Source organism: Pelagibacterium sp. 26DY04, assembly GCF_031202305.1.
Classification (GTDB): Bacteria; Pseudomonadota; Alphaproteobacteria; order Rhizobiales; family Devosiaceae; genus Pelagibacterium.
The window spans coordinates 2,368,633-2,390,332 of the sequence record NZ_CP101731.1 but is presented as its reverse complement, the minus strand read 5'-3'; the positions used below and the strand labels follow the sequence as shown (position 1 = coordinate 2,390,332).

Below are 21,700 nucleotides of genomic sequence, written 5' to 3'. Positions count from 1 at the left end.
CGTGGGCGTTTCCGCCTATTTCTCCCGATAGCTCTTGGCCCAACGGTTTCCAATTCTGGTTGCCGGTTTCCAATTCGCGTTCTGTTCCTGTTCCAGGAATCGGGGCGCCACGCTGTCCCAATTCTCCTCCAAACGCTTCATCGCATTGACCGCAAGGCGCCTCTTACTCACGTCTTTGCCGTAGTGCTGAACCATCTTGGGGCTCATGTTGGTGATCGAGCCGACCTCAGCTTCGGTGCACCCCACCTCCAGCAAGTTGATCACGGCGTTCTTGCGCAGGCCGTGGAAAACGATCCGCTCCTCGCGGAAGCGATGGAACGGCGGCGTATCCATCATCTTCTGCCATTCGGTGCGGAAGCCATCGGCGGCCTTGTAGGGGTGCCCCTTCACGCCCAGGTGCAATGCCTTGCTGACAATCGCTGGCTTGTCGGCGGCGACCCTCGCTTCGTTCGCTGCGGCGTACATCGCCTCCGCCCTTTGGAGCCATGGTCTATAACCTGAGTGAATGGGCACCCAGACCGTGGTCTTGGTCTTTTGCGCCGTAACGGCGATCACGCCTTCCCCCAGCTTCGGCCTCTCCATTCCCAGCACATCGGTTTGTCTCTGCCCCGTGAACAGAGCAGAGATGGCGGGCATCAGCATGTTGAAAGGCGCATGCTCGAAAAGCACATCGAACGCCCAATCCGGCCAAGGCGTCCAAGGTTCGCCGCCGGGTATCTTGTCGGTGAACTGAACCGGGTTGCTCGTGCTGAACCCCCGTGGGACACCCCAAGCCATCAGTCTAGACAGGTAGGCCCTAAACTGGTTGGCCGTGGCCGGCGTATCCGCCAGGGCATCAATGGCCTGCTGGGCATCTACCGCGGTCAACTCTGACGGAAGATCGAACGCCCAGGCTGCCTTTATCATCTCGCCGGACCGGCGATAGTTGAGGCGCGTTGACTTGGCCAACTTTGCCCAGGTTGGATTGCTGTCGTCGTTGAACTGATCGACAAGAGCGGTGAAGTCCTTGGCGTCCTCATGCTGGCGCCTATGCCAAGCCGCATGGACCTTCTGCGCGGTTAGCCAGAAATCTTCGGCCTTGTGGTCGGGCAGGGCAGCGCCGTGAAGCTTCCAGCCGTCATCCTCGCGCTCAAGATGGCCGCAGATGGATATGGCGTCCTGGAACTCGCGTGTCAGGGGGTGCGGAACACCGATCGAGGGCCATGCCTCGGGCGTGTTGCGGTGCCGGGTGTAGAAGTAATATTCCACCGGATCCTTGCCCTTGCGGCGCTTGATGATCCGGTGGACGTAGCGAGGCAATTCAACCACGCCCGACTTCCCTGACCTTTTCACGGAATCGCTCTCCCATCCCTGTCGGCGCCTGGACTATGCCAAGGGCGCGCTCGAGATCGGCACGATACCAAAATTTCCTGCGCTTCGATTCGACAACGCGGGGCTGTGGATAAATCTCTCCGACGCGTTCAAGGAAGTCCTCGACGTGCCGCTCGCCACAGAATGCGGCGGCCATGTCCGCAAGCATGCGCGGCGGCCATGCATCTGCCGGGAATGTCGGTGGCCTTCGCCTCATGGCTCACCACCCCATAGCCCATGCAGCGATCAGCGGGCACCACTCAGGCTTCATTGGAGCGCTCCTTTAGGGCTGCGCGAAGATCGTCGTTGCTTTCTCCGACATGAAGGTTCCACAGAAGCGAAATCCGCTCGGCGGCATCCCACATTTCGGCATCGGACAGGAGATAGGAATAGGCCACCGTCGCAAGTCCTTCCCCGGACCCGAACCGAATTGATCGGTGACCGTCCCACTTCGCGCCTTGATGGTGCATTGGGTTGTTGTGCCCGAACAGCGGGTTGTTACTGGCCATCCGTTATCCCTCCCTTTCTGGGTGAAGGGCTTCGCGGGCAGCGGCATGGCAATGCGTCACCTGATACAACGTTTGGATTTCACCCAACGCTGCTCGTAGCCGGTCCCGTTCCTTCCCCATCTCGGCAACGCGGGCTTCGGCGGCTTCGGCACGTTCGACCAACATGGCACGCGCTGCCTCGGTCGAAATGCCATGACCCTTCAACTCTATCCATTCAGGATAGATCGCCCAGAAGGAGTCCTTCGCTTCGTTCTCGGACTCTTCTGCCGCAGCAATTGCAGCCTGGGCGTCGGTGAGGCGGACGAGAGGTGTGACTTCGGATAGGTGCCCGAGTTCTATTGAGCGGGCATCAGGCTCAAACCGAAAGTCTACATGGCGCTGGCCGATGTATGTCCAAGCTGTCGCCACCACTTCCAGTTCGGCTGGCGCTGGGGCAGCGGCGTAGGGAGCGACTGTTTCGGCGTGGGAGGGGGAGGGGGCGGGCTCGATGGCGGATAGAGCGGCGACCGCAGCACGGCCATATTCAATCAAGTCGCCGTGGTCGAAGTCGTAAGCATTGACGGGTTCAAAATCGTCCCATTTCCGTCCTATCCCATGCTCGGCAATGGCTTTGGCTGCAATCATTACGCGCGGGTCATCTTCAGCAACATCGGGCCATTCAGGCTCATCTACCCTCACCCCAGAGGGCAGAGCGGCTTCGAGGGCGGCACGCATAGCAATTTTGTTGCGCGGATCGTGAAGCCCATCAGGCCAAGCTTTGATTGCCCGCTCCACCATTTCATCCGTCACTACCGGGGACTGGTTCTGTTGGGTCATGGCTTCATACTCCTTCCACGCCTCGCAAGTATGGCAACCGGCCTCGTATTCAGGGCAGCGTTCACCCCAATGCTCGATGATCGCCTGTTCGATAAGGCTGGGTTCGGCGCTCATGCGTCAGTCCTTTCCCGCTTGATGATTGGGCGTGTTGCGCTGCGTTGAGGCTCGGCCTTAGCGAAGCCCCGTGACTGGAATTTCGACCGCTTGGCTGTCTTGAGCCCCGCCGTCACCAAACGGTCCCTTTTGGCCTTGCTGGCGGCGTCTGTGGCGGTCTTTGACTTATGGCAGGGAATACAGACCACCCGCAGGTCTTCATCGGCGTCAGAGCCTCCGAGAGCCAGCGGAACGGGGTGTTCGATCTGGTATGAATCCACCCCGACGCGGAGCTTGCGCTTGCAGAGATAGCACTGGCCCTGCTCGCGAAGGAAAATCTTCGCTGCCCTGGCCTTCGTCATCTTGCGGCGCTTGGTGTGGGGGATGAGTTCGAGGTCAGGCATCGCGCATGCCCTCCACGGTCAGCCGAAAGGCCGGCACGTCCGCCTCAATGGCGTACAGCCGCTTCTTGCGTATCAGCCCCTTTAGCGTGTCCATGATGATGGGCTCCGCAAGGGCTTCATCGCTGGGGCAGTAGTAGCCCCCATTGGCCGCGATGAGGTCGCGGGCGCGCTGTTCGTCGGGGCTCAGTTTGCGCATGTGACCTCCTGAGCGATCAGGGCCTTGAGCAGTGCTTTGATGATAGCCAGTGGCGCGGTAGGCGCCTCAGATCGCGGCTCCGATATCCATGAGCCAATCGACGCCTCGGCCATCATCCCGTAGTCATGGATGTTCAACTGCCAGTTTGGGAACTTGCGGTTCACGAGCGCCTTTGATGCGTCGATCGATGCTGTGTAGAGCGGTGCAGTAATGTCCGCGGCTATGAAGCTCCCGCCGTTCTCCTTGGTGTTGTACATGCGCGATCCAATGGACTCGACGGTCTGGTCGTGGATCAAGTGATCCAACTCCCGATCCGGCCCAGTCGCTTTCTCCACCCGCTCAAGCAGCGCTTCCAGCTTCGCCTTATCCATAAGTCTCGCTCCTCAGCTTGGAGAGGTTCGCCGCCTTGATGGCAGCGATGTGGGGCTTGGTGGCCTTGTGGTCGCGCTTAGCGGCCCGGAACTTGGTCAGGGCGTCATCGCAGCCAAGGGCCCTGGCAAGCTTGCGCTGCCTATAGGGGGCGATAAAGTAGCGGCGGATGATGCGGGCGGCGTCTCTGACGTGCTTGGAGATGGTCATGACGCACTCCTGCGGCCCGGTGTCGGATCTTCGTCGGTCTCGCCATGGGCATACGCCAAGAGCCTGTTGCGCCACTCCCAAACCCAAGCGGGCAGGGAGCCGTCATCGTTTTCAAGGCTGGCCACGAAATCATAGAGGTGCGGTGCAGCGCTCAAGAGGTCGCGCGTGGGCTTGTGCGGGATGCTCTCGGCAATCAGGTATTTCCGCTCGCCTTCCGGCTCTGTGAAGCCACGATAGACGGCGGGATCAACCTCTTGGGGGTGGTCGGCATAGATGGCCGAACCGATCGCCCGATACGGTCCCTTTGTGAATTTCCCTCTCATGGCTCACCTGCCCAGCCAGTGCTTGACGGTGTGGCGCACGTCCTCGTCCATGTCCTGGCGGGACATCCACTCGAGGTAGCCGCGATCGGTTCGGGCCAGTTCCTCGTAGGACTTGCCACGATGCTTACCGAAGGTGACGGTGCGCAGAAGAACCGGGCTTTCGGTGATCGCCACCAGATCGAGCGCCCGGCGGTGCTTGAGGCATTCGATCAGGATGTGCGCCGTGACATAGGCGTCGGGCAGGGCGCGGTGCGGCGGCTCGGCCAATGTCTTGTCAAGAGACAGGCCAAGCTCGTAACGGCAGGCCTGATTGCTGTGGCTCTCAAAGTCGGGCCAGATCGACATGGCCGACTTGTGGGTGCAGACCCAACGGTGTCCGAACATGCTCAGGAAGTGACGCTCGAACTTCGCGTTGTGGGCGCAGAACAGGTCATGCTCGGATAAGCCCTTGCTGATATAGGGCATCACCTGGGCGAACGCCGGAGCTTCGGCCACTTCCTCGTTCGTGATGTGGTGGACCGCCATGGTCTTCGGGGTGATGGGCTTGGAGGGCTTCACCAGCGTCGACCATTGCCGAACGATCGAGAGGTTGTCGAGCAGGACATCGACAAAACCGACCTCCACAATCTCGGCGCCCTCATCATCGGGAAGTCCAGAAGTTTCGAGATCAATCACGCGGATGATACGGGGCTCATCAAGCCCAAGGGGAAGTGCGCTCATTGTGCTGCGGCCTCCATAGCGTCGGCCTCGGCATCCCATGCCATAAGCCATGCGGTCTTTTCGGAATCGGTAAAGTCGTCGGGCGCTTCGCGCGGCTCGCCAGCATGGAAGGCGCGCCGGCCTTCCCGCTTCGCCTCGATCACGTCGCCATCAGCGTTCGGCAGGTCGCCGGGGAAATCCTCGAAGTCACGGGCGGGCGTTTCGGCCTCGGCGGGGGATTGATTCGTCTCGGGCTCTTTCGCCGCTCCTGAGCTATCTGTGGCGTCCAGGGTGGCGCCCACATTGTCGGCGTTGAATCCGTTGCTTCCACCAGAGAGGCGAGCGGCCAGCCCGGTGCCCTGCGGCTGGGCAGGCGTGACATCCTTCATCGTCGCCGCTTCCTCGCGGTCGTAGACGCCGAGCAGGACTTCGGGGCAGTGGCGGCGAGCCCAGGACCGGGCGGCGAAATAGCCAAGCTGCTGGCGCGGGTCCGATTTCCACAGAGGGGAGTTCTTAGTCGTGATCTGGCCGAAGGTCGGCGTCTCGTAAGTGCATTCCTGCCCGTCGAGCGTTCCGGTCACGATGCACTTGAGGGTGTTGCCTTCGCCCTCGAACTCGTAGCGCAAGCGCCCCTCGATGCCAGACCGGGTATTGACCACTGCGGCGATCAACTGCGCCTCGTAGGCAACACGCTGATTGACGAAATAGGACTTGGACGCGACCGCGAAGGGGTTCATCTCCCATTCGAACGCCTGGAGCGCGACCGCCATGCAGGCGCCGACATCGCCTTGAAGGTGAGGCGGTAGCATCTTGCCCGCGCGGGACATGACCTCAGCGAACTTGACGACTTCGCCAAGGTTCTGCGGAGTGATCCGGTTGCCAGCTTCCCCGTTCGCCATGCCGACCGAAGTCATGGGCATGGTTTCCCGGCTCGCCTGTTGGGTTGCGACTTCGGTGCTCATGCGGCGAATTCCTGTTCCAGTGTATCGAGGTATCGTTCGGTTGCGTCTCTTCCCCATTGCGGGATCGAAAGGCGCATGGCATCGGCCTGCCGGGCCGTGGGGCCAGGCCAGATGCCGGTTTCGAGGCAGCGTTCGAAGATCTGAAGGGCGACGTACACAGCGCGCTCTCCGAGGACGATATCGGCGTCATCGAGGGTCTTGATCGAGACGGCATGGACGTTCCCCGTGTCCACAAACACGAGATGGAAGCCTTCCATCTTGCGGCCAAGCACCCGATCGGCAGCCATGCCCACCACGGCGCCTTGCACGTGATACCCGTGGTCATGGACGGCCATTGCGATGTTGCGGTCGCTCATCCCTTCGGCGTTGCGCGGGCTGATCGTCTTGAGGTCTGCGAAGTCGTTGCTGTCGCCGGGGATCGCGTCGGGGCGAGCCTTCACCCAAACATTTCCCTCGCGCCAGAACAGCGACTTTTCAATCTCACCGGAAAGCGCACCGCCCTGGGCGACCAGCGGCGTGTTGGCCAAGCCGCAGTTGGTCATCCCCTTCTGCCAAGGCAGGAGCCCGGCCATGCCTTTGATCTTCTCAATCTGGGCCGGCGTAAGCACGGTGATGCCGCGCGCCGCCTGTTCGTCCAACCATTCCCGGCACGACTTGTTGTTGCCGTTCCACGCCCGCCCATCGGGCGCCGTGTCGGGCCGGATGACGAAGTGCTTGGCGAAGTCAGCTTCGCCCAGCAGAAGGTGGTGAGCCGCGCGGCCGAGAATGAACGCCTCGGCATCGTCCTGCTCCACACGGTTCGGGTTCAGGTCCGAGTGCTTCCAGTAATGTGCCGGGCTCTTGAGGATGGCACGGATGCCGCTCGAGCTGATCGATGGGCCATCGCAGCACTGCGAATGGTATTCAGTGATCGGCAGGTCATAAACGCCGGGCTTGGTAATCTTGCCGCCGGCTTTGATTGGGCCATGGACTGTCACGCTGCTTCTCCTTCGCGCTTGAGTTTCTGTTCCAGGTCGATGGCGGTGTTGATCTCGGAAAGCGGAGGGCCGAAGCCTTTGCGCTTGTCCTCTACGGCCTCATCAATCAGGGCCTTGAGGGCTCCGAGATCATTGGCGTCGGCAAGGGCGCGGGCTTTCTGGGAGAAGAACACCATCATGGGATCGGCGGCGCTCATGAGAACAGCACCTGCACGGCATCGATGAACGGCATGTCGAACCGCTGTTCTACGGCCCATGCAATCGCCAGAGCGAGGGCAGGGGTGAGGTAAAGGGCGGCGAGGAGGTTATTCCTTGTCATGGGGGCCTCCGGTGGCCTTGGCGAGGGCATTGCGGATGGCCCGAAGCTGACCGATGGTGACGACGATCTGCACCATGTCGCGGTCGCGCCATTCCGGCATATCGACAGCCCGCATGGTGGCGTGTTCGCCTAGCGGCTCTAGCGCCTCCAGCATCTCCGGCGCGGCGGCTATCAGGTCGGCTGTTGCAGAGGCTTCGGCAAGCCAAGCCTCACGGGTGACGCCATCAGTTTCGACTTGCGCCCAAGCGGGAACGTCAAGAGATGCGACACAAACCGCTTCTGGTCCCGGTTCGCACCTGATCCAGTCGGTTGAAGCGTATCCCGACGCCCAGATGATCCAGCTATCGCAGTCGCCACGCTTCCACGGGCCGGGTGTGAATTTGTGCTCGCTCATTTCCCTGCTGCCTTGCTCTGCGCCTCGTCCACGAGGGCGATGGAAGATTTGATCGGGTTTTGATTGTCTGACAGGTTCACGGCTTCACCCACGAGCCCGATGATCTTGTCCGCCGCATCATCGGCATCTGCCGTTTCCCGTATGGTGCGGATGATGTTCTTGCGGAGGGTGGTGGCGGTGCGGATGTCCATGGGTCAGCTCGCCATCTTTGCGTCGTGCGCAGGGTCGATCCTGCCGACCATGCGGGACTTGCCGTCATAGTGGCTGACCACGAACAGACGCTCGCTCTCGTTCGGCCTGCCCGCCATGTAGGCTTCGGCAAACATCAGGGCGTGTTCGAAGTACTGGAACGAGGCCATGCACTGTCCCTCGGCCAAGTCGCCCCAAATCTGATGCACCGAAGCGCCGTTTCTGAATTCAATGGCCATGCTCGCCTCCTATTCAGCCGCGACTGCATAAGCGGCGCGATCTGCGCGCTGCTGCGCATCAAGGGCATCGAGAATGTCGGTCTGCTTCATCGCCCACCGGATCACCCATGCCTTGGCGGCTCGGATAGCCTCGGGAACGGGTAGGGTGGTCACCTCACGGAAGGGCTTGCCCTGCCAGAACCGCTCCTGACCCATGCCCTTGATCTTGCCGAGGCGATCACATGCGGCCTCGAACTGATCGTTGCATTCGACCAACCATGTTTCCGACCGCGAACGGGGGTATTGGATGGAGCCGTAGGCGATGCCGGTTTCGATCAGGGCGTCGAGGTGATTGCCCGACAGGCCGAGCTCGAGCTTGATCTCGGCTACCGTGATCTGATCCTGGCTGCTCTGGATGAACTGGGTCATGGCAGACCTCGTGGGTTGGGTGAGGGGTTAGGCGGCGAGGTAGGCCAGACGGATGGGAGCGGTCTCGCGCATCTTGCGGGCCGTGAAGGGCGATACACGCCCCGCCCTCAGAAGCTCATCTATGCGATCCGCTTCGGTCTTGAGTTGCTTGGCTCCGACGCGCTGCAGCATCTGAGCGATGCGGATTTCCATGTTGAACTTGTTGGGCATTCCCACTGTCTCCATCGTGTTGGGGAGATCGGCGCGGTGCGCTTCTTCGTCCCCGGTGAGTATCTGGAATTTAAATCCAATAAACAGGCGCGTCAATGGGGGTTCGGAAATAAAATCCAGAAAAGTTGCCAGACCGGATTGACCACCAGACCTTTCACGCATACGCTCGCGCGGTACAATGTCGTAGCGGTGGTGAGTGAGGAGATGCCGAGTGTAACGAGGCATCGACGAACGGGAAGCGCGCCCTTGACGGGCGCTTCCACGAACTCAGGAGCTAGAGCTTAAGGGTTCCACAGAGGTTGTTTCTAATCCTCAACCTCTGAAATGTGTAAACGCACACACGCGCGAGAAAGCGCCGACAGGCGCGCTTTAGGAGGGATCGGTGGAATCGCTCATCCAATGGCTCAGCGCTGTTTTCCCGGCCATGCTTTCGGCAGTCTTGGCCTTGGCGCTGATCGTTTCCCTGTCGATGCTGTATGCGCGTTCGGTGGCATTGGGTAGGCGCATCGAAGCCTTGGAATCGAGCCTCAATCGCGTGTGGAACGTGGCCACCATGCCCGCCGATTGTCCGCTCAAACCCGATTGCGGCTGCGGCAATTCCATGTCGAGCCGTTGCCAGTTGGGATACAAGAGGAAGTCCAAGGATAACTTCTCTTGGGGCTCTATTCGGCGCTCGGGGAACGTGATCGAGTTGCCGACGCGCGACGACGCGATCTGAGGCTTTTCGGGCCGCCCTATGTGGATGGCCAGGAACTCGTCACCCTCGGCTTCAAAATGGCTGGTATAGATCGGGGCAGGGGTCCGGTTGTAGATCGTGGCGTGGAGCCATATCGCCGGCCACTTCTTTGGCTCAGTCTCGCACTCGCGGAAATCGGCGTCATAGACGATGCCGCCCCGCCAATCGAGCAACCGCCCCAAGATGCTCGTGGCCAACTCCCAAGCCATCTCTCCCCCTTACTCGTCCTCATCCCCACCCAGATTGCCCGCATAGGCGTCCACAATGGCCTGAGCGATCGCTATGGCCAGGAGCTGGCTGTCTGCGGCTATGGCGTCCTCATCGAGATCGCGGGCCGATAGAGCGAGGGCCGCGCCCTCACGTAAGACGATCTCCTGCGCCCGCCGAGCTGCCAGAAGGCGGACACGACGCTCGAAATCGTCGTCGCTCTCGCCGTCCTCGCTCATGGCGCGGCCAGCAGCGATCGGCCGGCAGCCTCGACATCGTCGGGCGTGATGTACCCGGCGCAATCCATAACCGCCGCCCTCTGATCTGGCGTTGCATCGCCGCGGTAGTTATCGGCGGCGAACTGGCCGAGTTGGTCGAGGCAAGCAGATCGCGCCGCTTCGAAGTGAGCGATGCGCTCCCGCTCCTGTGCAGCTTCGTACTCTCCCCAGAAGAAGTACCCGATGGCGCCTAGGACAGCGGCACAGGTGAGTGCGACCAGAGCCTTCATAGCGGCCTCACCACATGTTTGACCTTCGCCACGATCCTGATTTCGGCATCCATCTGGTAGGGGTCGTCCTTAAGCACGATTTCGGTCTGCCATGCCGGATCGTCCGATTCGGGCGCGAGAACGATTTCGTCGCCGCGCTGGAGAAGGCGCTTGGCGGTAACTTCGCGCAAAGCGCCCTGGTCGCGGATGCGCTCGACTACAACCACGTCGCGATGATGGATCTCCACGCCCGAGGTGATGTCGAGGCAGACAAGATAAGTGCCATCTGGCGCCAAGCGATTGATGGAGGAACCTTTCACCCGCAAGGCGTAGGTAAAGGGCTTTAGCGCCTCCGGGACCGCCAGGCCGTCCAGCCAGTCCTCAAGCTGCAGGTCATCGAGGAACGGGACCGTCTCAAGCCACTGGCCGGCGGCGACCTCGCCACGCACCGGAATGCGCATAGTCGCGGAGCGGTCGAAGCCCTCAACGTCCGGCTGGCGAACCGGATCGGGGGCATCAATCCCATCACGCAACCAAAGCACAGTCTTGCCTATTGCGCCGGCAAGCCGATCAATGGCGTCACCTCGCGGTTGCTCAATGTTCCCGCGCAGGTACTTATTCACACTGTCATAGGGCACACCGGAACGGCGCGAAAGCTCGGCTTTGCTCCAGCCAAGCTCATCCATTCGGGCCTGTAATCTCTCGAACCACTGCATATCTGGATCATAGTGGCCGAAAAAATTTCCGGTTTGGAAATCTGCCCCCTTGATCATGGATTTAAAATCCAATAAGTTTGCCACAACTGAGGTGAGCTTATGAAGATCGAAACCATCATCGAGCGAGCGGGCGGAGCGAAGGCGGTAGCAGTCGCTATCGCGTCCGATACCGGCAAGAAGTTCCAGCCCGACGCCGTGTACAAATGGCCAAAGATCGGCATTCCCGATCGCCATTGGCCTACGATCATTCGCTTGGCCGGATGCACTGCCCAAGACCTGTTCGAGGCCAACCTCGCAGCGCGCGGGGTTGCAGCATGAGAACCGAAACCGCTTCTTTGGCAGCGCTTATATTCGGCGCCATTTTCCTCGTCCTAGCCATAGCCGGGTTCATGCTTGGTGAGCGCGGGAGCACGTATTGGGCCCCGCTCGCCATCTCCCAGGTTTGGTTTGTGGGGTCGTTGATCGTCGGGAGGTTGCCCGAATGACCCTCCCCATCGACATCTACACCTCCGAAGCCGCCCCCGCTCACCGCCGCTATATGGCCTGCCTCGTGATCCGCGACAGTGTCACGATGGTGTGGCGCGGCCCGACTGAACAGAGCGTCAAAGACGCCGCCCAGGACTTCTGGAACGGCGAACTTGCGAAGGAACAGGCCAAGGCCGACGCGGCAGCGAAGCGCGCCGAGCGGCGGAAGGCAAGCTCACCCCTCAAGACACAGGCTGCATAGGAGACCAGACGATGGGATCGTTCAACGTAGACGCCACGCTTTTTTCGGCAGCCGCTCTTTTCCAGAGCAGCGAGGAAACGCGCTACTACCTCAACGGCGTTCATATCGAGCCGCGCGCCGATGGAGGCGTGTTCATCGTCGCCACAGACGGGCACCGGATGCTGGTCTGCCACGACGAGACCGGGACTATCGAAGGCGGGAGCGTCATTTGCCGCCTCGGTAAGGATCAGCTTAAGGCGTGCAAGCCGGGCAGGGGTGAGGAAGGACCTCGTCGCGTCATCGCCAGCCAAGGCGAACCTGCCACAGTTACAGACGCTGCCGGAACGCCGGTTGCAATCATGCCCAAATGGCAGATCGAGGGGTCTTTCCCCGACTGGCGTCGAGCAATGGCCGGCGCTGACAGCGCGGGCGGACACGACGCGTTCGACTCGGCCCTTTTCGCCTCGTTCGCCGCTGCCGGCAAGCTCGTTGCTGGCAACACGAGGATGCGCATCGAGACAGGTAGTGCCGGCGGTCCCGCGCTCATTCATTTCCATGCCGCAGGTCATGTGATCGGCCTCCTTATGCCAATGCGCTGGGATGGCGGCAGGGGTTTCCCGAAGTTCCTGGACTTCGAGCCGCGCAAGCCTACAGTTGAGAGCGAAGCCGCGTAAAATGGCGTTCGATCTCCTCTCCCACACCACCACCCTCAAGCGCCGCTCCACCCGCGTACAGGCTTTCTGCGCCCTTGCGCTTGGCCTTCTGCTGGTCGGGTTTGGCTTCTGGGTCATGATCGAGATCGGAGCCATGTCATGAAATACGCATGGGCTGCGCCTGGGGCGAAGGTGGTCTGCGTGGTGCCGTTGGGCGCCTCGCATGACTTTGGGATTGCCATAGACACGGTGATGACCATCGCAGAGGTCGACACGAGCCCGTTGGTCAAGTGCAGCGTCATTCTGCGCTTCCAGGAGCGCCCATCTGATTGCTGGTACGCTGCAGAGGCTTTTCGACCGATCATTTCCCAAGACGATGATGTCGCCATGTTTAAGGCGATCGCAGATCGTGGCCTCGCTCAGAACGGAATCCACGTCCCGTCCTCATCCCCGGAGCATGCATGACCATGCTCCGCCTCACCGACCATCACGAAGCACATCACCACCACGCCATGCCCGGCGCCGGTGTGCTTCGTCCCGGTCGGCAATTCCGCCATCGGGAAGTCAACAAAGGTTCCCCCACCTGCGTTGACGGCCCTTGCAAAACTGGCCGGGCCTTCGGGCTCGGTCCCTTTGCCCTCAGTTTCTTTTCGCGGCGTGACCTCCCCGCCGCGACGGCCAGGGACGTCACGTCCTCCAGCACCCTCCGGGCGTCTCTGGCCAACCCTTTCAATCACATCGCGGACAGATGTGGGCAAGCACTCGCCCACCTGTCGCGGTTCCCGGTTTGGCGCGCGTCTCGCTGCCTCACCGGCAAGGAATTCCTCCAGCGGAAGCATGAGTTGCTTGGCGGCATTTGCGCTTCGGCTGGTCATCGTATGGGCCTTTCGTTTCTCGGTTCGTCCAGTGCTTCAACAAAAGCACGGAAGGCATTCCACGATGCTGGAAAAACGTCCCACGGACGCGGAAACCGATCCCAGGAGCGAAGCCATGTCTGATGTATCGGCTGCTCGAAACATCATTGATGAAATTTGGCCCCTCGACACGACGCCGCGGAAGCGCGTCATCGGGGCAGTGTTTGAGGCCGTGAAGCGTGTCGAGCGCAGCCTCCCCCAAGACGTAATCCGCCTCCGCAAGCGCCAATGGACCGAACGCCGTGTGCGCTCGATCGTGGACGAGGAGGCGGGCCGCATCGACGCTTACGAGATGCGGGACCTAGAGCAAATGGCCATTCAGGAGGCCCGTAATGCCCTCAAAAAATCCCAGGAGCGTTCCGCGCGGCTGGCGTCGATTGTTGCCCGTGCTGCTGCGCGTACGCCTGGCGAGATGGCTGATCGATAAAGGCAACCGATGGGCCGAATGGATCGCGCCCGAGATCAAGGAGCAGGACGATGACGAAATTGGCCGCACCTGAACCGCTCACCCGCGAAATGATCGGTGAGGTCATGGACATGGGCGCCCGCGCTAAGGGATGGCTCCGTAATCTGCCTTGGGCCCAAGCCGAGGCCGGCATGCGTGAGGTGGACGAGATGATCGCCACAGTGAGCGAGTGCCTGCCGGGTGGATACCGCGACCGGTGCGAGTGCGGTGCTGCGATCGGCAACCACGACGAATACGGCATCGACCATGACGGCAATCTCTACTGCCCCACCTGCGCCGTCATCGAATCCACCCCCGCACAGGAGCTTGAAGACGCATGAGCAGCCATGTTGTGGGCTTTGACCCTGGCGTCTCTGGTGCCATTGCCGTTCTCGACGCATCAGGCGCCCTGATCGACATTCACGACATGCCGGTGTTCCAGACCGAAAAGAAGGTCGCAGGCAAGGCGAAGAAGAAATCGCACCTCAACGTCCATGCCGTGGGCAATTTCGTGCGCCCCTTCGCCGGATCGCTGGCTGTGATCGAGCGCGTGGCGTCCCGGCCCGGCGAGGGCAGCGTGTCGTCCTTCACTTTTGGTTTCGGGGCAGGGGCACTTCACGGCATCGCTGGTGCGTTCGAAATGCGGATCGAGAACCCGACCCCGGCACAGTGGAAGAAGCACTTCCGCCTGTCGTCCGACAAGGGCGCTGCCCGTCAGCTTGCCACCCGCCGCTGGCCCGACAAGGCATCGTGGTTCACCCGCGCCAAAGACGATGGACGGGCAGAGGCGGCGCTTATCGCCCTCTATGCCATCGAAACGTCATCGCTGGCCCGCCCGGCGCTCATGGAGGCGTGAGGGATGAACGCGCATGTTTCGTATGAACAGTTCCTCGCCGCAAAAGCGATGGTTGATCCGGCAACCGGCATCACCGATCGGATCGAACTGCCGGAGTTTCTGTTTCCGCACCAGCGCGACATTACCCAATGGTCTTTGCGCCGGGGCAGGGCCGCGATATTTGCCGGCACCGGCTTGGGCAAGACGCTCATGGAGCTTGTGTGGGCGCATGAGGTCTCTCGCTATACTCGCAAGCCCGTTCTTCTCCTGGCGCCGCTGGCCGTCTCACACCAGCACGAGCGCGAGGCCGACGCCTTCGGTATCCCTGCCCGTGTGGTCAATGCGCAGTCGGATGGCGTGATCGAGGTTACGAACTATCAGAAGCTTGACCGCTTCGCCCTGGGTGAACTCGGTGGCGTTGCGCTGGACGAAAGCTCGATCCTCAAGAGCACCGACGGCAAGTATCGCACCAAACTTATCCAGGATTGCGCAGACGTTCCTTTCCGCCTCGCCGCGACCGCCACGCCGGCGCCGAACGACTTCATGGAGCTTGGCAACCATGCCGAGTTCCTCGGGGCCATGTCCTACACCGACATGCTGGCAACGTTCTTTACCCACGATGGCGGCGACACTCAAAAGTGGCGCCTCAAGGGTCACGCCGAGACCGAGTTCTGGAAGTGGATGGCGTCCTGGGCGGTGATGCTCCGCAAGCCATCCGATCTTGGGTATTCCGACGAGGGATACGACCTGCCGCCGCTCAAGCGCCAGCAGCACGTTGTTTCGGCCGAATATGCCCCGAGCATGGAAACCGGGCTGCTGTTCCCGATGGAAGCGCGGACGATGCAGGAGCGCATTGCCGCCCGCCGAGATACGGTGGGAGAGAGAGTGGAGCTTGCCGCGTCCATTACGCCGACCGATCGCCCTTTCGTGTGGTGGTGCAATCTCAATGCCGAGAGCGAGGCCTTGGCAGCAGCTATCCCTGGTGCGGTAGAGGTCAAGGGATCGGACAGCGACGACGCCAAGGAACGAAAGCTCCGCGACTTCACCAGCGGCGATATCCGCGTCCTGATCACCAAGCCCTCGATCGCCGGTTTCGGAATGAATTGGCAGCATTGCGCCGATACCGGTTTCGTCGGGCTCAATGACAGCTTCGAGCAGATTTATCAGGCCGAACGCCGGTTCTGGCGCTTTGGGCAGAAAAAGCCCGTCACGGTCCATTTCATAAGCGCCGAAACCGAGGGAGCCGTAGTTGCAAACCTTCGCCGCAAGGAGAGGGACGCCGAGCGCATGGCCGCCGCCATGGTGGAGCACATGGCCGACCTTTCCGCTGAGGTTGTGCGCGGCATGGCCCGCACCCGGTCTGACTACAACCCCACCATTCCCATGCAACTGCCGAGCTTTCTGGAGGTCGCCGCATGACCATCAAGGCAATCGAGCAGGTCGTTACCGACCGATATGCAATCTACCTAGGCGATAGCTGCGAACTGATCCGGGGCATCCCCGGCGACAGTATCGACTTCGGCATCCACAGCCCACCCTTTGAGGGGCTGTACCGCTTCTCAAATTCGGATCGGGATATCTCGAATAACGACAAGGATGGGTTCTGGACGCATTACCAGTTCCTCATTCAAGAGCTTCTGCGCGTCACCAAACCGGGACGCATCCATTCGGTGCACTGCATGCAGTTGCCTACCAGTAAGACCCGCGACGGGTTTATTGGCATGCGGGACTTCCGCGGTGAAGTGGTGCAGGCCTATATCGATGCAGGGTGGATCTTCCATAGCGAGGTCTGCATCTGGAAAGACCCGGTTGTCGCGCAGCAGCGCACGAAATCAATCCGGCTGCTCCACGCCCAAATCCTCAAGGACAGCACCATAAGCGGGCAGGGGCTGGCCGACTACATCGTCTCATTTCGCAAGCCTGGCGAGAACATGGAGCCGGTTGACGGGCCGTTTGATCGTTATATCGGCACCGGACTCGACGTGAGCCGCGAGGCCTACGAGAAGGAAGCCCGCGAGTTCCGCGCCAATGGAAAAGAACCTTGGCCCTATGACAAGTGGAAGTCGATCCTTGTCTGGCAGCGGTACGCCTCGCCGGTCTGGATGGACATAAACCAGACCCGCACCCTGCAATATCGTGGCGGCCGCGACGAGAAGGACGAGGTTCATATTTCGCCCCTGCAGCTCGACGTGATTGAGCGCTGCATCGACCTTTGGTCCCTGCCGAATGAAACGGTTCTGACCCCGTTCCTCGGCATCGGCAGCGAGGTTTACAGCGCCGTGGAGATGGGCCGCAAGGGCATCGGCTTTGAGCTCAAGCCATCCTATTTCGCCCAGGCGAAGCGGAACATTTCTGACCTGGAGCGGGCCAAGACGGACAGCCTTTTCGCGGAGCCTGCTGCATGACCATCGACATCATCACCGCCGCCCAGGCGGACCGGAAAGCCACAGAACGGCGCAAGCCCAACACCTCCCTCGACTGCACCATTGTCCGCCGCTACCGCCGGGGCCTCACTACGTCTCAGATTGCTGATGATCTGATCGTATCGATTCATTTCGTCCGATCCCGGCTGCTGGCAAACGGCGTTGATATGTCCGTCCGTCAGACCGGGCACAAGATCAACGAAATGTGGGCGCTTGACGAGGGCGATCGGCGCATTGCCATCGCCCGGAAAGCCGCCAAAGGCGCGAGAAAGGCCCTTGCCGCGATCTATGCACAGGAGAATGCGGGTAAGCGGGGAAAGTCAGGCCGAAAAGCTGGAATTGCGAGCGAGCAATCAGGTACATTAAGGGAACAAAACGCCGTGGTGGCGGGGTCAAAATCTCTTGGCCGAGAAACCCCGCCGCCACTGTCCCAAGCCCCTGTTAGCGCAGGGGCCAGTTCCACTGCCGAACGAAAGGACCGCGCGGCAATGACGGCTTACAAAAACACCATGCCAGGCGGCATGTCCAGAGCATCGCGCAAGGTTGTCCCCGATCTTTCCGGGGGTGCGCAATGACCGCTCTCAAACTCTCCAAGATCAGAACCGACGGCGGAACGCAGTCTCGAGCCTCGCTCAATGACGCTGTGGTCGAGGATTATGCGCAGACAGTCCGCGACGGGACCGACTTCCCCGCCGTGGTTGTGTTCTTCGATGGCAAGGAACATTGGCTGGCCGACGGCTTCCATAGAGTGGAGGCTTACCGTGCCGCCGGCGCCGTGGAGATCGAGGCCGAAATCCACCAGGGCACACGCCGCGAAGCGATCCTCTACAGCGTAGGGGCCAATTCCTCCCATGGCCTTCGCCGCACAAATGACGACAAGCGCCGCGCCGTGATGACGCTCCTCAATGACGAGGAATGGTCGCAGTGGTCGGATCGCGAGATCGCCAGACAGTGCCAAGTGTCCCATGTGTTCGTTGGTAAGTTGCGTCCGGTCACTGGTAACGTTTCCAGTGAGCCCCGCGAATACACCACCAAGCACGGCACCACGGCCAAGATGGAAACGGCCAATATCGGGAAGGCCGGTAAGACCGAAGAGAAGGCAGCACGCCAAGCCGAGCAAGCCAAGTTTGACGAAGAGCGTGAGCAGGCCCGAGCGGCGCTGCCAGAATCCATCAAGCAGCAGCAGGCAGCGAAGGAAGCTGCGATCGAGGCGCGGCAACAGAAAGCCGAGCGTGGCGCTGACTTGCTTTCGCAACTCCAGGCAGAGAACGAAGAGCTCCGCGAGGCCAATGCTTCGCTTGAGGCCGAAGTGGCGGCGCTCAAGGCCGACAATGCCAAATGGCAGGATATGAAGGTCCAGTTCGAGCAGGGCGGGTTCGAGAAAGTCGTTGCCGATCTGCGCGAGGAAAACCGTGTCCTACTGACCCGCGTCGAGACGGAAAGCCGCGACAAGGCGGGTTGGAAGCGCAGCGCGGACATGTGGCGCAAGCGGGCCGAAGAGGCCGGCTGGTCCAACGATATCATCATCGACATCAACACCGGGGAGGTCGTCAATGGCTGATATCCCCGCACTCATGGCTCGCATTCGCGCCAATGGCGCCAACCTGATGCTGGATGGCGGGCGTCTCAAGCTCATTAACGGCAAAAAGCTCCCGGCTGGGGCGCTGGATTATATCAAGCAGAACGGCAAGCAGATTGCCGACTGGCTCGATCGGGAAGCACAGTTCGAGGAACGCGCCGCGATCATCGAATTCGACGGCGGCGCCCCGAGAGAGTGGGCCGAGCAATTTGCGCAATACCTCTTCAAGACCCGGCCCGAGGGCGTCAACGAGCTCGACTGGACGTGGTTTCTCGATACATGCGGACGGATGCTGGATGAAGCGCCGGTTCGGAGGGCGGCATGATCCTCTTCGAGCCAAAACAGATCGAGCTTCGCCCGTACCAGGAAAATGGGATCGAGCGTCTGCGCGATGGCGTCCGCCGCGGATTGCGTCGGCAGGTGTTCGTTTCCCCCACCGGATCGGGCAAGACCGAAACGGCCATCAAGCTGATCCTTGAGGCGATCGGCAAGGGCTCCAGGGTTTGGTTCATCGTGGACCGGGTAACGCTGGTCGATCAAACCATGGCCCGGTTCGACCCCTATGGCATCGATTATGGCGTGATCCAGGCCGATCACTTCATGACCGACAGCAGCAAGCAGGTTCAGATCGTCAGTGCCCAGACACTGGCCCGTCGGTCAGTGCGCGAGATGCCTGACCTCATTGTGGTTGATGAGTGCCATGCCCGCTACAAGTCAACGATCGACCTTATCGAGCGCGCCAGCGAGGCCAAGGTGATCGGCCTGACGGCAACGCCCTTCACTGCTGGGATGGCAGACGAATGGGATGGGCTTGTCAACTCGATCACAGTTAACGAATTGATCAAGCAGAAATTCCTGGCGCCGCTCAAGATCAAGGCTTGCGTCACGCCCGACATGAAAGACGCCAAAAAGACTTTCACGGGCGAATACGAGGAAGAGGACGCTGGCCAGCGCGGCATCACCATCATCGGTGACGTGGTGCAGACCTGGGTGTCACAGACCGCCAAGCACTTCGGCGGCCCGGTCAAGACCATCGTGTTCTCGCCTTCGGTCAAGCACGGCGCCGAGCTTTGCCGCCAGTTCGCGGAAGCCGGGTATAATTTCCAGCAGATCAGCTACCTCGACAACGGAACGAACGATCGCAAGGACAAGATTGCCGAGTTCCGCAAGCCCGACAGCGCCATTGACGGGCTGGTGTCGTGCGAAGTTCTCACCAAGGGCTTTGACGTTCCTGACGTGCTTTGCGGCATTTCCTGCCGGCCCTACCGCAAGTCCTTCTCCAACCATATTCAGGAGATGGGGCGCGTCATGCGTATCGCGCCGGGGAAGGACTTCGGCCTATGGCTCGATCACTCCGGAAACTGCATTTCCTTCGCTGACGATACCGCTTGGCTCTACGAATACGGAGTCGACAGTCTGTCCAGTGCCCAAAAGAAGGACAGCGAGGTTCGCGAGCCGACTGAAAAGACAAAGCACGAGCGGTTCTGTGGAGAGTGCAGCGCCCAGATGGAGCCGGGGAGCGATACCTGCCAGGAGTGCGGTTGGGAACGTCCCCAGCGGGGCGAAATCCAGATCGTGCAGGGCGAGCTTATCGACCTCGAGATCAGCACCAAGGAAGCCTACCAGCCGCGCAAGGGATTGAGGGCGGATTGTCTCAAGAGCCCGCGCAGCATCTGGAACGCGGCCTTGGCCTATACCCACGCCAACAGCCGGAAAGGGGCAGACCATGCCCGCCGCTGGGCGTTCGGTGTTTGGAAGGGCATCTATCCCGGCGCCAAGCTGCCTCGCGGGCTCTACGACGCCCCTTATGACGCCAGCAAGGTATCTCCCGACGAATACAGCTTGATTGAGCGTGAGATTGCCCGGTTCCGCAAGGGCGGCGCGAGGAAAGCGGCATGATGCTGGAGCAAGCCATCAGCGAAGCATGTGCCGCCGTCGGAGTTATTCCCCCGCGCGGCCGCGTTGCGATGCGCAAGTGGGTCCAGGCCGACACGCTGGCCAAGAATGGCAAAGGCGATGGTCGGCTGATCTGTGACGAGTTCCGCGTCACGGCAATGAACTGGCAAACCGGCGACAAGGCCACGGTATGGCTCAAGGATGAGTTCACGCCAGCCGAAAAGAAGCGGTTTGCGGAGACGCGGGCGAAAGATCAGCGCGAGGATCGTGAGAAATCAGCACGCGCCGCGGCGATCGCCACCAAGATCATCGCAGCATCAAAGCCGGGCACCCACCCATATCTGGGCAGCAAAGGATTCCCATCCGAACGGGCGCCAGTGATCGCCGCTGAGAAGGTGGCCGAGATCGCTGGGGACTACATGGTGCCCGACGGGGCCTGTGAGGCAGTCGTGGTGCCGGCCCGCGTCAACGGCTCCATTACCAGCGTGCAGCTCATCTGGCGCGACGGGACAAAGAAGTTTCTGTTCGGCGGTGACATGGGCCGCGCATCGCACAGGATCGCCACTGGCGGCGATACATGGCTTTGCGAGGGGTATGCCACCGGACTTTCCCTCCGCGCCGCCCTCAAGGGTCTGAGCCGCAAGGACACGATCCTGGTGTGCTTCTCCGCATCCAACATTGCGAAGGTGGCCAGCACGATCAAGGGGCGCTGCTACATCGCAGCGGATCACGATGCCCCTCCGAAGACAAAGCCGGAGCAGTTCGACGGGCTTGGGGCAGGGGAGTTCTTCGCCCGGAAGGCTGGGCGTCCCTATGCGATGCCGCCGATCGTAAAAACCGACTTCAATGACCTTCACCAATCCGAAGGCATCTTCGCCGTTCAGCGGGTGCTTTCCAAGCTGATACGGGAGGCGAGGATGTGACCGCAAAACGGGCCTCAAGATGTCATGGCCCAAGCGGATGTAGGCGAAAGCCGAAACGCTTCCGGGATCGGTTTGGTGAAGCCGCTCGTCGCGCCGGTCAACAGCGACACATAGCCTGCACAACTCCCCTCACGGGGCGAGCAGACCCGAATACAGGACGGGCCTCGATCGCAGGGACATCATCACCCACACTGGACGCATCCGGAAACGAGGTGCAGCCCGTCATTGGTCGCCTGGATTGGCCTTTGAGGGGTGCCGCTGCCAGTCGAAGCGCATGTAGGGCCGACAGGGCAACCCCGGTCCGAGCCGAAAGGCAATCATGTAATCCAGGTGTCGCTAAGGGCATCCCAGTTCGTGAGCACGAACCCCAGCGCACACTTTGCCCCGAGCACGGGCGAAGTGTGCCTGAACAAACCCGTCCGAAAGCAGCGTCGGGAAACGAAGCTCAGAGTTCCAACAACAGGACAGACACGGTGCCAGTGACATTCAAGAGAAGCGGGCCAGTGTTCGAGA

At 61.0% G+C, this 21,700-nt stretch carries 37 protein-coding genes; 15 read left to right on the top strand and 22 right to left on the bottom strand.

The window, feature by feature from the left end:
• Positions 1-15 precede the first annotated feature (15 nt).
• The 22 genes from NO932_RS11835 to NO932_RS11730 form a co-directional block, all read right to left on the bottom strand.
• Positions 16-1,308 (bottom strand): hypothetical protein, encoded by a 1,293-nt coding sequence (locus NO932_RS11835; protein ID WP_309207539.1) that lies wholly within the window; start codon positions 1,306-1,308, stop codon positions 16-18.
• A 302-nt stretch (positions 1,309-1,610) separates the two neighbouring features.
• A complete protein-coding gene (locus NO932_RS11830; RefSeq protein ID WP_309207538.1) occupies positions 1,611-1,859 on the bottom strand; it encodes a hypothetical protein in 249 nt (82 codons plus the stop codon).
• Positions 1,860-1,862: 3 nt separating this feature from the next.
• On the bottom strand, positions 1,863-2,789 hold the full coding sequence (locus NO932_RS11825; protein WP_309207537.1) for a hypothetical protein: 927 nt from the start codon (positions 2,787-2,789) through the stop codon (positions 1,863-1,865).
• A complete protein-coding gene (locus tag NO932_RS11820) occupies positions 2,786-3,172 on the bottom strand; it encodes an HNH endonuclease signature motif containing protein (RefSeq protein ID WP_309207536.1) in 387 nt (128 codons plus the stop codon). The genes NO932_RS11825 and NO932_RS11820 overlap by 4 nt, the downstream gene beginning before the upstream one ends.
• Entirely contained in the window at positions 3,165-3,368 is a 204-nt protein-coding gene (locus NO932_RS11815) for a hypothetical protein (RefSeq protein ID WP_309207535.1), read from the bottom strand. The genes NO932_RS11820 and NO932_RS11815 overlap by 8 nt, the downstream gene beginning before the upstream one ends.
• Positions 3,356-3,739: a hypothetical protein gene (locus NO932_RS11810; RefSeq protein ID WP_309207533.1), complete on the bottom strand. Its 384-nt coding sequence runs from the start codon at positions 3,737-3,739 to the stop codon at positions 3,356-3,358. The genes NO932_RS11815 and NO932_RS11810 overlap by 13 nt, the downstream gene beginning before the upstream one ends.
• A complete protein-coding gene (locus NO932_RS11805) occupies positions 3,732-3,947 on the bottom strand; it encodes a hypothetical protein (protein ID WP_309207532.1) in 216 nt (71 codons plus the stop codon). The genes NO932_RS11810 and NO932_RS11805 overlap by 8 nt, the downstream gene beginning before the upstream one ends.
• Positions 3,944-4,270 carry a hypothetical protein gene (locus NO932_RS11800; protein WP_309207531.1) on the bottom strand — a complete coding sequence of 109 codons (327 nt, stop codon included), beginning with the start codon at positions 4,268-4,270 and terminating at the stop codon, positions 3,944-3,946. The genes NO932_RS11805 and NO932_RS11800 overlap by 4 nt, the downstream gene beginning before the upstream one ends.
• Before the next feature lie 3 nt (positions 4,271-4,273).
• On the bottom strand, positions 4,274-4,990 hold the full coding sequence (locus NO932_RS11795; protein WP_309207529.1) for an exonuclease domain-containing protein: 717 nt from the start codon (positions 4,988-4,990) through the stop codon (positions 4,274-4,276).
• Positions 4,987-5,931 carry a recombinase RecT gene (locus NO932_RS11790; RefSeq protein ID WP_309207528.1) on the bottom strand — a complete coding sequence of 315 codons (945 nt, stop codon included), beginning with the start codon at positions 5,929-5,931 and terminating at the stop codon, positions 4,987-4,989. The genes NO932_RS11795 and NO932_RS11790 overlap by 4 nt, the downstream gene beginning before the upstream one ends.
• Positions 5,928-6,908, bottom strand: a complete 981-nt coding sequence (locus NO932_RS11785) for a PD-(D/E)XK nuclease-like domain-containing protein (RefSeq protein WP_309207527.1) — start codon at positions 6,906-6,908, stop codon at positions 5,928-5,930. Before NO932_RS11785 ends, NO932_RS11790 begins: the two co-directional genes overlap by 4 nt.
• Positions 6,905-7,105: a hypothetical protein gene (locus NO932_RS11780; protein WP_309207526.1), complete on the bottom strand. Its 201-nt coding sequence runs from the start codon at positions 7,103-7,105 to the stop codon at positions 6,905-6,907. Before NO932_RS11780 ends, NO932_RS11785 begins: the two co-directional genes overlap by 4 nt.
• Complete coding sequence (locus NO932_RS11775; RefSeq protein WP_309207525.1) at positions 7,102-7,227, bottom strand: hypothetical protein; 126 nt, start codon at positions 7,225-7,227, stop codon at positions 7,102-7,104. The genes NO932_RS11780 and NO932_RS11775 overlap by 4 nt, the downstream gene beginning before the upstream one ends.
• Positions 7,214-7,621: a hypothetical protein gene (locus NO932_RS11770; protein WP_309207524.1), complete on the bottom strand. Its 408-nt coding sequence runs from the start codon at positions 7,619-7,621 to the stop codon at positions 7,214-7,216. The genes NO932_RS11775 and NO932_RS11770 overlap by 14 nt, the downstream gene beginning before the upstream one ends.
• On the bottom strand, positions 7,618-7,812 hold the full coding sequence (locus tag NO932_RS11765; RefSeq protein WP_309207523.1) for a hypothetical protein: 195 nt from the start codon (positions 7,810-7,812) through the stop codon (positions 7,618-7,620). Before NO932_RS11765 ends, NO932_RS11770 begins: the two co-directional genes overlap by 4 nt.
• Before the next feature lie 3 nt (positions 7,813-7,815).
• The gene (locus tag NO932_RS11760) at positions 7,816-8,049 is read right to left on the bottom strand and encodes a hypothetical protein (protein WP_309207522.1); all 234 of its coding nucleotides are present in this window, start codon (positions 8,047-8,049) and stop codon (positions 7,816-7,818) included.
• Positions 8,050-8,058: 9 nt separating this feature from the next.
• Positions 8,059-8,457, bottom strand: a complete 399-nt coding sequence (locus NO932_RS11755) for a hypothetical protein (RefSeq protein ID WP_309207521.1) — start codon at positions 8,455-8,457, stop codon at positions 8,059-8,061.
• Between the two features lie 27 nt (positions 8,458-8,484).
• Entirely contained in the window at positions 8,485-8,667 is a 183-nt protein-coding gene (locus tag NO932_RS11750; RefSeq protein ID WP_309207520.1) for a hypothetical protein, read from the bottom strand.
• Positions 8,668-9,036: 369 nt separating this feature from the next.
• The gene (locus NO932_RS11745; RefSeq protein WP_309207519.1) at positions 9,037-9,612 is read right to left on the bottom strand and encodes a hypothetical protein; all 576 of its coding nucleotides are present in this window, start codon (positions 9,610-9,612) and stop codon (positions 9,037-9,039) included.
• 9 nt (positions 9,613-9,621) lie between these two features.
• Positions 9,622-9,849 (bottom strand): hypothetical protein, encoded by a 228-nt coding sequence (locus NO932_RS11740; RefSeq protein ID WP_309207518.1) that lies wholly within the window; start codon positions 9,847-9,849, stop codon positions 9,622-9,624.
• Complete coding sequence (locus tag NO932_RS11735) at positions 9,846-10,118, bottom strand: hypothetical protein (RefSeq protein ID WP_309207517.1); 273 nt, start codon at positions 10,116-10,118, stop codon at positions 9,846-9,848. Before NO932_RS11735 ends, NO932_RS11740 begins: the two co-directional genes overlap by 4 nt.
• A complete protein-coding gene (locus NO932_RS11730; protein WP_309207516.1) occupies positions 10,115-11,047 on the bottom strand; it encodes a S24 family peptidase in 933 nt (310 codons plus the stop codon). Before NO932_RS11730 ends, NO932_RS11735 begins: the two co-directional genes overlap by 4 nt.
• Here NO932_RS11730 and NO932_RS19375 point away from each other — a divergent pair.
• The 15 genes from NO932_RS19375 to NO932_RS11660 all read left to right on the top strand — a co-directional run bounded on the left by NO932_RS19375 (position 10,970) and on the right by NO932_RS11660 (position 21,187).
• Positions 10,970-11,131, top strand: a complete 162-nt coding sequence (locus NO932_RS19375; protein WP_375142885.1) for a hypothetical protein — start codon at positions 10,970-10,972, stop codon at positions 11,129-11,131. The two genes, NO932_RS11730 and NO932_RS19375, sit on opposite strands and share 78 nt — an antisense overlap.
• Positions 11,132-11,294: 163 nt before the next feature.
• Positions 11,295-11,540, top strand: coding sequence for a hypothetical protein (locus NO932_RS11725; protein WP_309207515.1), 246 nt, complete (start codon positions 11,295-11,297; stop codon positions 11,538-11,540).
• 11 nt (positions 11,541-11,551) lie between these two features.
• Positions 11,552-12,193, top strand: coding sequence for a hypothetical protein (locus NO932_RS11720; RefSeq protein WP_309207514.1), 642 nt, complete (start codon positions 11,552-11,554; stop codon positions 12,191-12,193).
• Between the two features lies 1 nt (position 12,194).
• Positions 12,195-12,335, top strand: coding sequence for a hypothetical protein (locus NO932_RS11715; protein ID WP_309207513.1), 141 nt, complete (start codon positions 12,195-12,197; stop codon positions 12,333-12,335).
• Complete coding sequence (locus NO932_RS11710; RefSeq protein WP_309207512.1) at positions 12,332-12,637, top strand: hypothetical protein; 306 nt, start codon at positions 12,332-12,334, stop codon at positions 12,635-12,637. Before NO932_RS11715 ends, NO932_RS11710 begins: the two co-directional genes overlap by 4 nt.
• 525 nt (positions 12,638-13,162) lie before the next feature.
• Positions 13,163-13,513, top strand: coding sequence for a hypothetical protein (locus tag NO932_RS11705; protein WP_309207511.1), 351 nt, complete (start codon positions 13,163-13,165; stop codon positions 13,511-13,513).
• A gap of 50 nt (positions 13,514-13,563) precedes the next feature.
• Positions 13,564-13,872, top strand: coding sequence for a hypothetical protein (locus NO932_RS11700; RefSeq protein ID WP_309207510.1), 309 nt, complete (start codon positions 13,564-13,566; stop codon positions 13,870-13,872).
• Complete coding sequence (locus NO932_RS11695; protein WP_309207509.1) at positions 13,869-14,387, top strand: hypothetical protein; 519 nt, start codon at positions 13,869-13,871, stop codon at positions 14,385-14,387. The genes NO932_RS11700 and NO932_RS11695 overlap by 4 nt, the downstream gene beginning before the upstream one ends.
• Positions 14,388-14,390: 3 nt before the next feature.
• Positions 14,391-15,785 carry a helicase gene (locus NO932_RS11690; protein ID WP_309207508.1) on the top strand — a complete coding sequence of 465 codons (1,395 nt, stop codon included), beginning with the start codon at positions 14,391-14,393 and terminating at the stop codon, positions 15,783-15,785.
• Positions 15,782-16,771, top strand: coding sequence for a DNA methyltransferase (locus tag NO932_RS11685; RefSeq protein WP_309207507.1), 990 nt, complete (start codon positions 15,782-15,784; stop codon positions 16,769-16,771). The genes NO932_RS11690 and NO932_RS11685 overlap by 4 nt, the downstream gene beginning before the upstream one ends.
• Positions 16,768-17,364, top strand: a complete 597-nt coding sequence (locus NO932_RS11680; protein WP_309207506.1) for a hypothetical protein — start codon at positions 16,768-16,770, stop codon at positions 17,362-17,364. The genes NO932_RS11685 and NO932_RS11680 overlap by 4 nt, the downstream gene beginning before the upstream one ends.
• A complete protein-coding gene (locus NO932_RS11675) occupies positions 17,361-18,350 on the top strand; it encodes a hypothetical protein (RefSeq protein ID WP_309207505.1) in 990 nt (329 codons plus the stop codon). The genes NO932_RS11680 and NO932_RS11675 overlap by 4 nt, the downstream gene beginning before the upstream one ends.
• Positions 18,343-18,693 carry a hypothetical protein gene (locus NO932_RS11670; RefSeq protein WP_309207504.1) on the top strand — a complete coding sequence of 117 codons (351 nt, stop codon included), beginning with the start codon at positions 18,343-18,345 and terminating at the stop codon, positions 18,691-18,693. Before NO932_RS11675 ends, NO932_RS11670 begins: the two co-directional genes overlap by 8 nt.
• The gene (locus NO932_RS11665; protein WP_309207503.1) at positions 18,690-20,267 is read left to right on the top strand and encodes a DEAD/DEAH box helicase family protein; all 1,578 of its coding nucleotides are present in this window, start codon (positions 18,690-18,692) and stop codon (positions 20,265-20,267) included. Before NO932_RS11670 ends, NO932_RS11665 begins: the two co-directional genes overlap by 4 nt.
• A complete protein-coding gene (locus NO932_RS11660) occupies positions 20,264-21,187 on the top strand; it encodes a toprim domain-containing protein (protein WP_309207502.1) in 924 nt (307 codons plus the stop codon). The genes NO932_RS11665 and NO932_RS11660 overlap by 4 nt, the downstream gene beginning before the upstream one ends.
• Positions 21,188-21,700: the final 513 nt, after the last annotated feature.

Excerpts from the sequence above, each read along its gene's own strand:
- NO932_RS11830 (WP_309207538.1), bottom strand. The coding sequence starts at position 1,859 with ATGGCCAGTAACAACCCGCTGTTCGGGCACAACAACCCAATGCACCAT.
- NO932_RS11825 (WP_309207537.1), bottom strand. The coding sequence starts at position 2,789 with ATGAGCGCCGAACCCAGCCTTATCGAACAGGCGATCATCGAGCATTGG.
- NO932_RS11820 (WP_309207536.1), bottom strand. The coding sequence starts at position 3,172 with ATGCCTGACCTCGAACTCATCCCCCACACCAAGCGCCGCAAGATGACG.
- NO932_RS11815 (WP_309207535.1), bottom strand. The coding sequence starts at position 3,368 with ATGCGCAAACTGAGCCCCGACGAACAGCGCGCCCGCGACCTCATCGCG.
- NO932_RS11810 (WP_309207533.1), bottom strand. The coding sequence starts at position 3,739 with ATGGATAAGGCGAAGCTGGAAGCGCTGCTTGAGCGGGTGGAGAAAGCG.
- NO932_RS11805 (WP_309207532.1), bottom strand. The coding sequence starts at position 3,947 with ATGACCATCTCCAAGCACGTCAGAGACGCCGCCCGCATCATCCGCCGC.
- NO932_RS11800 (WP_309207531.1), bottom strand. The coding sequence starts at position 4,270 with ATGAGAGGGAAATTCACAAAGGGACCGTATCGGGCGATCGGTTCGGCC.
- NO932_RS11795 (WP_309207529.1), bottom strand. The coding sequence starts at position 4,990 with ATGAGCGCACTTCCCCTTGGGCTTGATGAGCCCCGTATCATCCGCGTG.
- NO932_RS11790 (WP_309207528.1), bottom strand. The coding sequence starts at position 5,931 with ATGAGCACCGAAGTCGCAACCCAACAGGCGAGCCGGGAAACCATGCCC.
- NO932_RS11780 (WP_309207526.1), bottom strand. The coding sequence starts at position 7,105 with ATGAGCGCCGCCGATCCCATGATGGTGTTCTTCTCCCAGAAAGCCCGC.
- NO932_RS11775 (WP_309207525.1), bottom strand. The coding sequence starts at position 7,227 with ATGACAAGGAATAACCTCCTCGCCGCCCTTTACCTCACCCCTGCCCTC.
- NO932_RS11770 (WP_309207524.1), bottom strand. The coding sequence starts at position 7,621 with ATGAGCGAGCACAAATTCACACCCGGCCCGTGGAAGCGTGGCGACTGC.
- NO932_RS11765 (WP_309207523.1), bottom strand. The coding sequence starts at position 7,812 with ATGGACATCCGCACCGCCACCACCCTCCGCAAGAACATCATCCGCACC.
- NO932_RS11760 (WP_309207522.1), bottom strand. The coding sequence starts at position 8,049 with ATGGCCATTGAATTCAGAAACGGCGCTTCGGTGCATCAGATTTGGGGC.
- NO932_RS11755 (WP_309207521.1), bottom strand. The coding sequence starts at position 8,457 with ATGACCCAGTTCATCCAGAGCAGCCAGGATCAGATCACGGTAGCCGAG.
- NO932_RS11750 (WP_309207520.1), bottom strand. The coding sequence starts at position 8,667 with ATGCCCAACAAGTTCAACATGGAAATCCGCATCGCTCAGATGCTGCAG.
- NO932_RS11745 (WP_309207519.1), bottom strand. The coding sequence starts at position 9,612 with ATGGCTTGGGAGTTGGCCACGAGCATCTTGGGGCGGTTGCTCGATTGG.
- NO932_RS11740 (WP_309207518.1), bottom strand. The coding sequence starts at position 9,849 with ATGAGCGAGGACGGCGAGAGCGACGACGATTTCGAGCGTCGTGTCCGC.
- NO932_RS11735 (WP_309207517.1), bottom strand. The coding sequence starts at position 10,118 with ATGAAGGCTCTGGTCGCACTCACCTGTGCCGCTGTCCTAGGCGCCATC.
- NO932_RS11730 (WP_309207516.1), bottom strand. The coding sequence starts at position 11,047 with ATGGCGATCGGGAATGCCGATCTTTGGCCATTTGTACACGGCGTCGGG.
- NO932_RS11725 (WP_309207515.1), top strand. The coding sequence starts at position 11,295 with ATGACCCTCCCCATCGACATCTACACCTCCGAAGCCGCCCCCGCTCAC.
- NO932_RS11720 (WP_309207514.1), top strand. The coding sequence starts at position 11,552 with ATGGGATCGTTCAACGTAGACGCCACGCTTTTTTCGGCAGCCGCTCTT.
- NO932_RS11715 (WP_309207513.1), top strand. The coding sequence starts at position 12,195 with ATGGCGTTCGATCTCCTCTCCCACACCACCACCCTCAAGCGCCGCTCC.
- NO932_RS11710 (WP_309207512.1), top strand. The coding sequence starts at position 12,332 with ATGAAATACGCATGGGCTGCGCCTGGGGCGAAGGTGGTCTGCGTGGTG.
- NO932_RS11705 (WP_309207511.1), top strand. The coding sequence starts at position 13,163 with ATGTCTGATGTATCGGCTGCTCGAAACATCATTGATGAAATTTGGCCC.
- NO932_RS11700 (WP_309207510.1), top strand. The coding sequence starts at position 13,564 with ATGACGAAATTGGCCGCACCTGAACCGCTCACCCGCGAAATGATCGGT.
- NO932_RS11695 (WP_309207509.1), top strand. The coding sequence starts at position 13,869 with ATGAGCAGCCATGTTGTGGGCTTTGACCCTGGCGTCTCTGGTGCCATT.
- NO932_RS11690 (WP_309207508.1), top strand. The coding sequence starts at position 14,391 with ATGAACGCGCATGTTTCGTATGAACAGTTCCTCGCCGCAAAAGCGATG.
- NO932_RS11685 (WP_309207507.1), top strand. The coding sequence starts at position 15,782 with ATGACCATCAAGGCAATCGAGCAGGTCGTTACCGACCGATATGCAATC.
- NO932_RS11680 (WP_309207506.1), top strand. The coding sequence starts at position 16,768 with ATGACCATCGACATCATCACCGCCGCCCAGGCGGACCGGAAAGCCACA.
- NO932_RS11675 (WP_309207505.1), top strand. The coding sequence starts at position 17,361 with ATGACCGCTCTCAAACTCTCCAAGATCAGAACCGACGGCGGAACGCAG.
- NO932_RS11670 (WP_309207504.1), top strand. The coding sequence starts at position 18,343 with ATGGCTGATATCCCCGCACTCATGGCTCGCATTCGCGCCAATGGCGCC.
- NO932_RS11665 (WP_309207503.1), top strand. The coding sequence starts at position 18,690 with ATGATCCTCTTCGAGCCAAAACAGATCGAGCTTCGCCCGTACCAGGAA.
- NO932_RS11660 (WP_309207502.1), top strand. The coding sequence starts at position 20,264 with ATGATGCTGGAGCAAGCCATCAGCGAAGCATGTGCCGCCGTCGGAGTT.